The sequence below is a fragment of the Protofrankia sp. Cr1 genome, assembly GCF_963555865.1.
Taxonomy (GTDB): Bacteria; Actinomycetota; Actinomycetes; order Frankiales; family Frankiaceae; genus Protofrankia.
Map to the genome: position 1 here is coordinate 7,273 of NZ_CAUVXO010000130.1, position 5,369 is coordinate 12,641.

The 5,369-nt window shown below is 63.0% G+C and carries 5 protein-coding genes; 2 read left to right on the top strand and 3 right to left on the bottom strand.

Going from position 1 to position 5,369, the window contains the following annotated elements:
• A partial coding sequence (gene lspA / locus U9980_RS12690; RefSeq protein WP_416210258.1) for a signal peptidase II occupies positions 1-568 on the bottom strand: 568 nt, incomplete at its 3' end.
• A gap of 216 nt (positions 569-784) precedes the next feature.
• Between lspA and U9980_RS12695 the strand changes: the two genes are divergently transcribed.
• Entirely contained in the window at positions 785-2,044 is a 1,260-nt protein-coding gene (locus U9980_RS12695; RefSeq protein WP_322768092.1) for a TIR-like protein FxsC, read from the top strand.
• Entirely contained in the window at positions 2,041-3,576 is a 1,536-nt protein-coding gene (locus U9980_RS12700) for a KGGVGR-motif variant AAA ATPase (protein ID WP_322768087.1), read from the top strand. Before U9980_RS12695 ends, U9980_RS12700 begins: the two co-directional genes overlap by 4 nt.
• A gap of 255 nt (positions 3,577-3,831) precedes the next feature.
• Here the strand turns inward: U9980_RS12700 and U9980_RS12705 are convergent, their stop codons facing one another.
• Positions 3,832-4,413, bottom strand: coding sequence for a Fic/DOC family protein (locus U9980_RS12705; protein WP_322768088.1), 582 nt, complete (start codon positions 4,411-4,413; stop codon positions 3,832-3,834).
• Complete coding sequence (locus U9980_RS12710; RefSeq protein WP_322768089.1) at positions 4,400-5,053, bottom strand: Panacea domain-containing protein; 654 nt, start codon at positions 5,051-5,053, stop codon at positions 4,400-4,402. Before U9980_RS12710 ends, U9980_RS12705 begins: the two co-directional genes overlap by 14 nt.
• Positions 5,054-5,369: the final 316 nt, after the last annotated feature.

The following is a 5,369-nucleotide window of genomic DNA, read 5'->3' on the forward strand; positions in this document are numbered from 1 at the left end:
CGTCCGTCGCGCGCTGCCCGTCCAGGCCGATACCGCGTGCTCCCAGGATGACCGCGAGGATTCCGCCGATCACGATCGCCGAGTCCGCGACGTTGAAAACCGGCCAGTGGTGCAGGTGGATCCAGTCGACGACATGCCCGCGCAACGGAGCGGGCGCGCGGAAGATCCGGTCCGTGAGGTTGCCAAGCGCACCACCGAGCAGCAGCCCGAGAACGATCGCCCACGGCGTGGACTTCAAGGTCCGGGCGGTCCGCGCGATGACCGCGACAACCGCGACGGCCACCAGGCTGAACAAGACCGTCGCGCCACCGGCGAGGCTGAAGGCGGCACCGGGATTGCGCGTGAGGCGGAGATCGAGCACGCCCGGCACCAGATCGATCGGCGCCCGGTCGGACAGGTGCGCCACCACAATGATCTTCGTGATCACGTCGACGGTGACGACCGCGAAACCGGTGCCGAGCAGCGTGGCCACCGCTTTGCGCGACCGAACAGCAGCTAGTGGCGCCCCGGGCCGCCCACCCGCCGCCTCGGTAGTCCCATCCCCGTCCGTGGACGACGTCTCCTGCACCCGGCCCACTCTACGGCCACGGCAGACCGTGACCGTCCGTCACGGCCCTGCCTGATCCAGGCTTGATCCGCAGCTGATCCGCACCTGCCCCACCGATCCGCCGAAATCCGGCCCAGTATGCTGCCCGCAGCCGAATGCCTACGCAGGTGACGTGTACAGGCTACGGCCGGCGTCATCAACTCAGCGTAACGGTTTTAACGGAGCGTGTCTGTGAGCATGTTCTTCCTCAGCTACGCCCATACTGACGGAGTGGGGGGCTGGGTGCGCGACTTCTACCTCGATCTCTGTGACGAGCTCACCCGGAAAACGACCCTGGACCCCAGCGTCATCGGCTTTCAGGACGTGGACATGCGATCCGGTACTCGCTGGGCGGACACGATCGCCGACGAACTCGCCCACTGCCAGGCCTTCGTGCCGCTGTACTCGCCACGCTACTTCAACAGCGAGTTCTGCGGCCGGGAGTGGCAGGCGTTCTCCGACCGGCTGGACGCGGCGAAGGCCGTAAACGGCAAAACCCCACCGCTCATATTCCCACTTCTCTGGGAACCTCCGATTCTCTGGGAGCCCCCGAGCGACCTGCGCTTACCCGAGGTCGCGGGTGCAGTCCAATACCGCGAATTCACCGAGTACGGCATCGAGTACAAGAAACTCGGCCTCATGAAGATCGTGAAGAACAAGAAGGACCCTTCCCTGGCGCTCGGCTACGACCAGATCCTGAGCGCAATCGTCCTGGAGATAAAAAAGAACACAGACGAGTACACGCTGGCCCCGGCAGCCCCGCCACCAGAACTGGAGACAACGAGGAACGCCTTCGCGAAGATGCCGGCTTCACCGAGCGCACCGGGTGGTACAGGGGATTCCGACAACACGACCGGACCTCACCATGTACATTTCGTCGTCGCATCGGGAACCGCCACTGAACTGGCCCGGAAATCCGACCCCGACCCCTACTACGGAACCCGTCCGACGGACTGGTCGCCCTTTCTTCCGCACGACGCCGAACCACTGGTCCGCCTCGCTGCCGCCGTTGCAATCGATCAGAAGATGACACCCTACCCGGAAAAACTGGACGGTCATCTCGTTGAACGCCTTGATGACGCGGACCGGGAGAATGAACTGGTGGTGTTGCTGGTGGACCCGCGTGTCACGGATCTACCAGACCGCGCGGGAGCCCTTCGCACCTATGACAACCGTTTCGACCCCAACAGCGCGGTCATGATTAACTGGAACGTTACCGACACGCAGTCAGCCGTCGGCGTCCCCGAACCGAAAACGGTCTTTCCCAAGAAGACCAGGAGACCGGACCAGAGCTTCCACGCCAGGATACACAGTCCGGAGGAGTTTCGCCGCATTCTGGTAGAGGTCCTCGTCTACCTGCAGAAGCTGCTGTTGGGCGAGGCCGATTCGAGCCGAACGGCGGCGACCGATCAATACGTCCCACGACCACAGCTCAACGGCTCTATGGTGGGCTCATGACCGCCGATCGCCAGCCAGGTGTGATCATCACATTCTACTCGTACAAGGGTGGGTCCGGTCGGACGATGGCGCTGGCGAACATCGCCTGGATCCTTGCAAGCAACGGCTGCAGGGTGCTTGTCGTGGACTGGGATCTTGAGGCCCCCGGCCTGCACCGGTACTTCCATCCATTCCTCGTCGACCCCGAGCTGGCTGGTTCGACGGGTGTGATGGACATGGTCTGGGACTATGCGCTGGCCACCCTTGACACGCAGGGCGACCCGTCGCCCGGCTGGCACGAGCCCTACGCCGATGTGCTCAACCATACCGTTTCCCTGCGATGGGACTTCGAGCGCGGCGGTGTCCTCTCGCTCCTGTCGGCGGGACGCCAGGACGACGCGTACGGCGCCAAGGTCAATTCTTTCGACTGGTCCAACTTCTACGACAAGCTCGGTGGCGGCGCATTTGTCGAGGCAATGAAGCAGAGCATGACCGCCCAGTTCGACTATGTCCTCATCGACAGTCGGACCGGTCTCAGCGACACCGCCGGCATCTGCACGGTCCAACTACCCGACGTTCTTGTCGCCTGCTTCACCTTCAGCACACAGAGTATCGTTGGAACTGCGGCGGTGGCGGAGTCCGTAAGAAGGCAGCGTGGCGAGCGAGACATTACAATCTGGCCGGTCCCGATGCGCGTCGAAGACAGTGAAAGAGTGAAGCTGGAGGCGAGTCGGGACCTGGCAAGAATCCGCCTTGATTACCTCTTGAAGGGCCTTGACGGAAACGCACGTGACCAACACTGGGGAGAAGTCGAGGTCCCATATACGCCTTTCTACGCGTATGAAGAGTGGCTCGCCACGATCGGCGACCGCCCCAACAGCAGCGGAACAATTCTTGCAGCCAGCGAGCAGCTCACCGGCTATCTTACAAAGCAAAAAATCACTCGGCAGGTCCCACTGGATGAGACCGAGCGCCGCAAGCTCCTTCTGCGGTTCGAACGTAAGATTCGGACGATTCCGGAGGAGTTCACGGAAGATTTTTTCATAAGCTATGCCGAAAAAGACAGAGACTGGGCGGAATGGGTAGCGTTCCAGCTCGAGAACGTAGGCTATCGAGTTCGTATTCAAGCCTGGGATGTCATCCCCGGAAGCAATTGGATCATAGATATCGAGCATGCTTTCAGCTCGTCACGCCGCATCTTGGCCATCGTTTCCCGGGCATTCGTCAGATCCCAGTTCGAGCGAGCCGAATGGCAGGCTGCCTGGCGTGGCGATCAAAGCCGGGCCACACGTCGGACCATCCCGGTCCGGGTCGAGGAAACGCCCCTCCCCAGCCTGCTGAACACGATCGTCGGGATTGACCTGTGGGGACTTGACGAAGCCACCGCCCGGGAGGTTCTGCTGGCCAATATCGGCGCAACCGACATAGGGCGGTTGAAACCCACTGTACCTCCTTCCTTCCCCTCTCCCAGCCGGAGAAAGTCGGGCTCGGAACCCGCCGGACGAGGCCGTCAGATGCCGGCGCCCTTCCCCAGTGGACCGCGGGAGGAGTAGCGGCGGTCGGGTCACGACAGGCATGACCGACCGGACCTGCCATCCCCGTCCCGGGCGGGCCACCCACCTGGAAGCGGCGGCTACTAAGAGCGACCGACAATAGGGGGATCTTGGTAACTGGACTCCCATATCACCGCTGACCTGCGGCGATACCCTTCTTCTAGTCCAGTAGCCGATTTTTCCATTAGTACGGTGTTCATTCAGGGGCTGGCATGAGGTGGATTGATGCAGTCCACTGAGTATGGAAAACAGCTTTCATCCGAGCGGTTCGAGGATCCGGCCGATCAGGATTTCCAGGGCCGCGTCGTCACCTACCAGGCTCCGGGCCGAGGCGCGGTCGTTCTCGTCCCGGCTCACCTGGTCCCAGCGCAGACGCCACCCGGCCGCGGCTGCGAGTTGACGGAAGAAGGCACGCTGCGCACGGCCGTTGCCCTCTCGGAAGGGGTGCAACGCATTCACCTCGCCGAGATATCTCGCAACGCACTCGACCATCCGGCCGTGCGATAAGCCGACAAGATATGCGTCCGCGGCCAGTCTGGCGAAGACGTCGTCCGCAGCGTCCGCGACGAACCGCCAGTGCGCAAAGAGAATGGGCCGTCCGATATCGACCACGCGAATCTCGCCGGCCCACGGATAGACGTCGCTGAACAGGACGCGGTGGAACTGCCGAAGATGGTCGAAATCGTAAAGCCCCGGCAATATTGCACGACGCAGCTCCACATCACGTATGGCGACGATTTCCGCTTCGACCGCGGCAAGTTCGTCCGCGTCCCGGATATCGAGAAGATTACGCAGGCAGGGAGAACCGGGCCAGCAGTACGGGTCAGCGTCGTCCACGGCGCGACGCAATCAGCGCCGCCACCGCATCATCGGCCGACCGCCGGCCGTTGGCCACCTCGACTAGTTCAGCCAGCACATCCCCGGGGAGTTCCACACCCTCCAGCCGGGTGCTGGCCACGACGTCGGCCACCGCGTCCGCCACGGTCATGTGATGGCGCCCGTAGTACTCCCGCATCAACTCGGGGCAAATCGATCGGCTGGAACGCGCCGACTCGTCCAACCCGGCGCGGGTCTGACGCCAGGGGAGGTCGGCGTGCGTCAGCTCGGACAGTTCACGAGCAGCGAAACCGGCGTACCGCTGCACCACCCAGGAAACCGTCTCCGCGGCCCGACCAATAACCCGACCTGCGCTGCCGGACGGCCAGGAACGCACCAGATACTGCCGACGATGCTGGTCATACAGATGACGCACGACCGGGCCCTGCCGCCACGCCTCGATACCATTCGGGAAAAGTGGGTGCCTGTAGCGGACCAGATGCCATGCCTGAGCGTAGTACACCAGCTTCTGGAGCTTCATCGGCGACATCGGCCCGGCGCGGTTCAGAAAATCGGCGGCAATGTCATCGACCCCGACATCACCGATTCCCTCAACACTGACGAGATGTGTGACAGCGTTGACGGGAGGCGTGACAGCCAACGCACACCTCCGTTGCATCCAGCCGGTGTTTTGTCGGACAGGGATCTTGCCACATGATACCTGGTCCAGGATGACGGCGACAGATCCGTCGCAGTCCCGTCCACCACGGACGGCAGGACCGCCGGCCTTGACGCCCACCGAAGCAGAGTTCCAACGAGCCCGTGGCCGGGTCCCGATGGCTGGCCGCCGCGGCCAAGCGGCGGGTTACCCACGTCGGCGGACAGAACGGAACATAATCGTCACTACGATCGGGACGACGTGGTCGGGGACGATGGCTGGCGACGATGGTGGGGGACGAGTGAGCAGCGAGTGAGCA

Excerpts from the sequence above, each read along its gene's own strand:
- U9980_RS12700 (WP_322768087.1), top strand. The coding sequence starts at position 2,041 with ATGACCGCCGATCGCCAGCCAGGTGTGATCATCACATTCTACTCGTAC.
- U9980_RS12695 (WP_322768092.1), top strand. The coding sequence starts at position 785 with ATGTTCTTCCTCAGCTACGCCCATACTGACGGAGTGGGGGGCTGGGTG.